The organism is Bradyrhizobium sp. LVM 105 (genome assembly GCF_003957705.1).
Taxonomy (GTDB): domain Bacteria; phylum Pseudomonadota; class Alphaproteobacteria; order Rhizobiales; family Xanthobacteraceae; genus Bradyrhizobium; species Bradyrhizobium frederickii.
Map to the genome: position 1 here is coordinate 1 of NZ_QZMV01000057.1, position 6,204 is coordinate 6,204.

Annotated in this window: 2 protein-coding genes and 1 pseudogene; 1 reads left to right on the plus strand and 2 read right to left on the minus strand. The window is 58.7% G+C overall.

The window, feature by feature from the left end:
- Positions 1–320: 320 nt before the first annotated feature.
- Positions 321–968: an FkbM family methyltransferase gene (locus D6B98_RS39170; RefSeq protein ID WP_126262203.1), complete on the plus strand. Its 648-nt coding sequence runs from the start codon at positions 321–323 to the stop codon at positions 966–968.
- A 705-nt stretch (positions 969–1,673) separates the two neighbouring features.
- On the opposite strand, the pseudogene D6B98_RS41325 reads toward D6B98_RS39170, so the two are convergent.
- Both D6B98_RS41325 and D6B98_RS39185 read right to left on the minus strand, forming a co-directional pair.
- Positions 1,674–2,032, minus strand: a pseudogene (locus tag D6B98_RS41325) (hypothetical protein).
- A 1,695-nt stretch (positions 2,033–3,727) separates the two neighbouring features.
- The gene (locus D6B98_RS39185; RefSeq protein WP_126262205.1) at positions 3,728–4,894 is read right to left on the minus strand and encodes an acyl-CoA dehydrogenase family protein; all 1,167 of its coding nucleotides are present in this window, start codon (positions 4,892–4,894) and stop codon (positions 3,728–3,730) included.
- Positions 4,895–6,204 lie beyond the last annotated feature (1,310 nt).

The following is a 6,204-nucleotide window of genomic DNA, read 5'->3' on the forward strand; positions in this document are numbered from 1 at the left end:
AGCCGGACTTCTCTTGCTTCGGGTATCATCCCGACCTTGAATCACGACTCACGTTCCAAGAAAAGCGGATACTAGCTCGCAGTTGGCGCGTCTCCCCAGATCGAGCGGCAATTTGCATTGCAGGGCAGTCGCTGCAGGCCCCGGTCCGACAGGCGTCCCTTTTGATGTTGATAGCCTCCAAATCGCTGTCATGGATCAAGGGGACCGACGCGTATATGAATCATATACATTGATATACATTGTGCCGGCGCGTCCGGCGTGTGATTGCGGCGTCAAAGACGAAATTCATCCGATCTCCGCGCCAAATGGGAAAAGCACCTGTGTCGTCTGTCGAAGTACACCAGCACATTGTTTCACTTCTTCAGAAGCCGAATCCCGTCATCCTGGATATCGGCTGCAATGACGGGACCGATACGCAACAGTTTCTCAGCCTCTGCCCGCAAGCTCAGCTCTACTGCTTTGAACCGGACCCCAGAGCGATCGCGCGCTTCAAGAAGAAGCTGGGCCCATCCCTCTATAGGGTGAAGCTGCTTGAAATCGCGATCAGTGATCGAAACGGGATGATCGACTTCCATCCAAGCAATGCAGACGGTGATGCGAAGGAATGGGACCTCTCCGGCTCAATACGCCGCCCGAAGAACCATCTTACTGTGTATGATTGGGTTCGGTTCGATCGCCCTGTTTCGGTTGAAACGCGGCGGCTTGACGATTGGTGCAGCGAAGCTAAGCTGAATACGATCGATCTCATCTGGATGGATGTCCAGGGAGCCGAAGCCGATGTCATCGCTGGCGGCATGCAGACCTTGGGCAACACGCGCTTCGTCTACACGGAATATAGCGACCGCGAGCTCTACGAAGGGCAGTTGTCCCTGCAAGCTATTCTTGACCTGTTGCCATCATTCGAAGTGGCTTCCCACTATCCCCGCGCGGTGGAGGGTGATGTATTGCTCAAAAATACGCGCTTCTAGTGACGATTCACATCGAGGGCCTCATTCATCGTTGGAAAACCTGACCGGCGGGCTTAGCCGCCCAATTCTGCACAACGGGTGATCATTTGAGCGGATATCGGTGGCCGGACGGGCGCTCCCGTTTCTAGGTTGCCATTACAGACCCGGCGCACGACGTCCACATCGGGCGGGTGGTGGGTTTCTAACCCTGCAGCCGGCGCTCGAAGCATTGAATCGTTCGAACGGCTGCTGTATGGCCTGGTCTTCTAGGAAGCGGGTGCACTGCTTCGAGCAACTGCCAGTACAATTGCATCGGTTCTCGTAATTCCTTGAGATCGGCGGATTTCAGCACGCGATTGGCGTCGCTATTCTTGTGTCAATGGGAAAGCGAGCTGAAGTATGTGTTCATTCCAGAACAGAATTGCCGCAAGGCGTCCAGCATAACTGCAGCAGCCGATTGTCAGGCAGGGCGTCCTGGGCGCGGCGTAGTAGAGGGCGGCGGCGATCATCGGCGGCCGATCTCGCGCCGGATCGGATCAAGATCGTCATCCCAATCGCGGTTACTTGCCTGCTCATTTGCCGCACGCGGAGCTGATCATCGAATCTGCGAGCACGCCGTGCCTGTGTGGCGGCAACGCGATCACGAACTCGGGAGAGGACGTCAGTAAACGCCGCGACGTGATCCCGGCGCAATGGCGCGAAGTTTCTCCTAGCTGCGCGGCCCGATCACCCGCAATTCCAGATCGGCCCGATCGGCGTCCGCGTCGAGCACGGCCCGAAACTGCCTCCGTTGTAGCGGCCGCCGCGGAAGCCGGGTTGGCCGAAATAGTGCCACTCGCCGTCCCAACCGAAATACTGAGGAACCGGGTCAATATACAAGTGGCGCCGGTCGGCGCGCGAGAGCCGGCGCATCAAGTCCTTCTGCTTGTAGAGCGGAATGCTATTGCTCAGCGGCTGGCGATAGCCGGGCAGGAAGCCGTAGCCTTGCCAAACCGGATGGGCCCCTTTTTAATTGGCGCAGCGTTCGCGACGACCGACAGCAGCGGCAGGATGATAGTAGCAGTTTGACACACACGGCGAGACATGGATTGATACTAGTCGGTCGGTTGCGCGAAGGCCATTCAAATTGGGGTTCAGAGTTTCACGTGATCTCGCGCAGAAGTTTTCTCTGATCACGCCCTTCCTGATCAGAAGGCGCGCATATCCCTGCTGTCACCCACCTGCACGACGTCGAAGCCGTAGCGCGAGAAAGTCCGGACGCGAGAGCTCACCGGGACAGATGGGGCGGCCGACCGAGCGCTCGATCTCGGGGAGCACCGTGCACTGCGTCCGGGCACACGGTCGGATCGTCGACCGCCATCATCACGCGCAGGGATCGACGAGATCGTCGAACGGATAGAGCGTTAAGATGACGCGAACGGTTCTCTCCATAACTCATGCCCGATCGCTTACGTTTGTTTCTCTCCCTAACCCTTCGCAATCATCAAACACCGCGGGCCAGAACACTCCAAAACTGTCATTCAGTGACGCAAAAAAAACGCCCGGCCTCATTTCGATGGCCGGGCGGAAGTTAGTCGTCGACAGAGGGAGCGCTGCCGACGGTTATTTGCAGCACAACGTTCGCCGCAAATTCTAATTACGGAATGATCAATGGTCGCAGAAGTCTGGCGTCATTTCCTTTTTTCAAACCGATATTGACGGAATGCAGCTCAACACTGGCTCGCACCGCTGGAGGAGGTATTGTCCGTTGTGCTGAGGATCGTCAAAGTCATGCTGATCTAGTGAGTGGCCCGAATAGAGACGGTCCGCGGCGGCTGTTCGCATGGCATCAACGTGCCGGCCGAAGAACGTAGCGCCCTACCGTCCCCGGGGCCTGGGAAAGTACCTTGTTATTCCTGCGAGCACTCGGAGCGCGTTCGAGCGATCCGCAGGCAGTGATTGGCGCACCTGCGTCCCCCTCTGCCGTATGCACATCGACCGCACTACTATCATCGTCTCACCGAGGTCGACAGCAAACAGCGGCCCGGTCCGCTTGTCGGGCATCCGCGTCAGCTACTGCAAAATGGTACAACGTGACGCTACGTGCGATTCAAGGTCTTTTGAGCTGACTCGAATAAAACTCAAGCCGCCGATCTCTCGCCGATAGCAAGTGATCCGCCATCGGTCGACATGCGTCCCGCATACCGTTTTTGGATGGGCATATACGCGCGAGCGCTCCAGATACATTGCACGTCATATTTCTTGTGTGATGTCGTGTGTTCGTCTCGTCCAAAAGATCGCGTGCGTTGGCGATCATGAATCGTCAGTTCATCACCCCGACCTTGTTGGCTTCCGACTGGTATCACCAGCGTTAAAATGTCGCGCTCCATGCGCAGTCGTCCGTTCTCCTGGCGCAGCCGAATGATCTCCCAGTCCGCCGACATCGCGCCGCGAATTCGCTCCCAATCAAAACGCCACTTAGAAGCTTTGTGAGACGAACCGCGAGCCGTTGCGGCTGTTGCGTGTAGATCGTGCACGACATGACAATGATCGAGGCGGGTGCGCAGAGACCTATGAGGGCGCTCGTTATGTTTGCGACGGGGAAGGCTGCTTGCTCCACGGATATGGAGCTGTCTTTTTGAGAAGAGCCCGACTGAAAGGCTCTCTCTCTCTCTCTCTCTCTCTCTCGCCTCTTCCTTTAAAGAAGGCCGGCAGGTCGCTAAGTCTTGTAGCTGCAGACAGCATGATATCGCGGTGCGGCAATCAGTTGTGGGAGGGGTGCGGAACGTGGATGAACCACTTCATGGAAATCCCGGCTGTGCTGCACTTCCGAGCAGGAGTCGGCCGGCGCTCTGGAGGGTTCCCTCGTTTAAAGCTGCGTGCTGGGCAACCACGAAGCTGTCGCACATCGCTCGCGCCAGATTGCTGGTTGTATAGAGCGACGCACTTCCAGCGAGAACGCTGGCAATGTTGCAGACCTCAGCGCTTTGCCGCGCGGCGTTTGTCGCGGCGAGGCGCATCAGGGTCGCGGTGCGCGGGTTTACCGCATCCTTGATCGCTTCCTCCCACAGCTCCTCGGTGGCCTCATAGAAGAAGGAACGGGCGGAACGCAGCATGGCTTCGGCTCTGGCCATCTCCAGTTGGACATAGCCGCGCTCTGCCATGACGGGCGCTCCTGTGATTGAGGTGCGGCTTCCGGCCTCCGCGATCACCTCGTCTAGCGCCGAGCGTGCAATACCGATGCCGACAATCGCATGCGCCTGGGCAGCGAAAGTCATGGACGGATAACGATAGATCGGCGCGTCGAGTGTCGGCGGACCGCCGCGGATCAAGGTCCATTCCTCCGGCACAATGACATCGTTGACAACGACGTCGTGGCTGCCGGTGCCTTGCAGACCGATGACGTCCCAATTGGGGCGGATTGTCACCTTCTCGGCCGGTATCACGGCTACCCGCGCAAGGCCACCGGTCGGATCGTCTTCCACAGTGATCCCAACGCCTATCAGATCTGCGCCCGGTGAGCCGCTGGCGAATGGCCATACGCCGTTCACGACAAACCCGTCGGTGCTCCGCCTGGCGGGCTGGAGCGGAAAAAGCGCACCTGCCAACACCACGTCCGGTCCATTCGCGTATACCTTGTGAAGCGTGTCCTCCGGAAGAGCAGCGAGGTAGCGAGCCCCATCGCCGAAGCTGGCGACCCAACCGGCGGAGCCGTCGACTTGGGAAATACGCTCGATCAGGCGACAAAAATCGGCCGGCGTTCGCTCCTCGCCGCCGAATCGCTTGGCGACCAAAGCTCGATAGACGCCAACCCGCTTGAAGCCCTCGATGATCTCGTCTGGAATCTTCTGCGCTCGGGCGAATTCCTTTCGACGCGCGCGGATATCAACCAGCAGCGGCGACAGATTATCCCAGGTCGCAGCCGTCACGTCGGTTACTGGAGTGATCGTCTCTGGTGGAGCGTTCATAAAGCTGTCCTCGGTGTCTTGAGCCGATCGCTGCCGCACTTCATTGAATTTGATTACGCGCGCACGGCGAAGCCAGTCGGATTGATAGCCAGTTGGCAGGGATCGTCAAAACTGTCGCAGCTGATATTGACTTTGATGCGATTACTCACGGTTGCCAGTCCAAACCACCCCCGAACGCATTGACTCAAAGAAAAGGTGTTGAGGGTCGGCAAGACTGACAGAGATATGGCTGTCGATGCTGTCGTTGAGGCGGAGCCGGCAAAGCAACGGATATGCGGCGGCGAGATCGATCCACCTCTGCTGCACTATGTCTCCAACGGGTGACGACAGCGCTGGTTTTGCCATGTCTCCTCCAAGGGACGATTTGTCACACTTGTGCCCCGCCGGCTCGAACCACGTGGTGAATTCCTGATTTGGCAACCGCGAGGTCGGCGATCCCCTGCGGCTCTTTGGCATGTCCCCAGCAATCGATGTGCCATCAATTATGGTCTGCCGGCTGTGTCTGAATCGAGCGAGATCACTTGGCCCGTGCCGCGCCGGGGTGAATGTTCGCGCCTCCCGTGTCTGATTCCAGGCACAACGCGTCATCAATCGGACACGGCGGAAGGAGAACGACTGAAGTGGACCTCGACCGCGAACCAGTCGGGTTCGGCTTGCCTGCTGGAGTTTCAGACCCGTTCCGATCTCCGGACAGTACCAACAGCGCAATTTACCGTGCTCGCGACCGTGGGCGACCTGACTCAGTTCGGTCCTCGATGCCTCGCGCACGGCTCCGGGGCTCCTCGCCGAGGGCCCTCGCCGGTGCTCAGCGGGCATGCGGGCCCGCTAACACTGCCCCGTTACCCTTTTAGAGTTTCGTCGCAGCATTCGATCGTGCCGCCTCGGTATCGGCATGCTCACCAGCCCGGGCGCGATGCGCCGCGTGCACGCCGGATCGGGCCCGAGGCTTCTCCATGTCCCGTCCCTTGAGGAGTAGCATGGAGGGCTGGTTCCCCGGCAGATTGTTATCCTCTCACTGAGTCGGGGCAAAATTTCGCTAGCTGGCACGCGCCGCTGCGGCCAACTCCTAGCAAAACACCCGAGTAATCGTGCTGCCCGATTTTTCCTGACGGGCTGAGGGCTGCGGGAAAGGCTCGCGACTGCTGCGAAGGCGTAAGCACCGAGACTTTCGAGCTGAATGTCTTGCAGTTGCTCTGAGGCGATCGGCGGTAAATAAGCTGCGGCGCGATCTTGCTCTGAGCTGGTCCCGCAAATCTGAACAGCGCGATAAGTGGAGTTTCTGCCTGACGGCGGGCAAGATTGACCCGCGA

Bases quoted from the DNA above. Each gene is read 5' to 3' on its own strand.
- D6B98_RS39185 (WP_126262205.1), bottom strand. From the start codon at position 4,894: ATGAACGCTCCACCAGAGACGATCACTCCAGTAACCGACGTGACGGCT.